Origin of the sequence: Pseudoruegeria sp. SK021, from assembly GCF_002119405.1 — a bacterium.
Classification (GTDB): Bacteria; Pseudomonadota; Alphaproteobacteria; order Rhodobacterales; family Rhodobacteraceae; genus Meridianimarinicoccus.
In genome coordinates this window covers 1-203 of sequence record NZ_MTBG01000189.1, presented here as the reverse complement: position 1 = coordinate 203, position 203 = coordinate 1, and the positions used below count along the sequence as shown (strand labels likewise).

Sequence of the window (203 nt, the reverse complement as noted above, 5' to 3'; positions counted from 1 at the left end):
CAGGCGATTAAACAGATTGCGCAGCTTTACGCTGTCGAGAAGGAGGCGCGAGGGAAATCCCCAGAGGAGCGTGCGGCCCTGCGGCTGGCCAAGGCCAAGCCTGCCTTTGACGATCTGGAACTTTGGCTGCAGGCACAGCTGCGCAAGATCTCCGGCAAGACCAAATTGGCCGAAGCCATCCGCTATGCCCTGAACCGTATGCC

The 203-nt window shown here is 60.1% G+C and carries 1 protein-coding gene; it reads left to right on the top strand.

What is annotated here, in order from left to right; all coding sequences use genetic code 11:
• The coding region (locus tag BV911_RS19085) for a transposase (RefSeq protein ID WP_139840182.1) at positions 1–203 on the top strand (203 nt) is incomplete at both ends.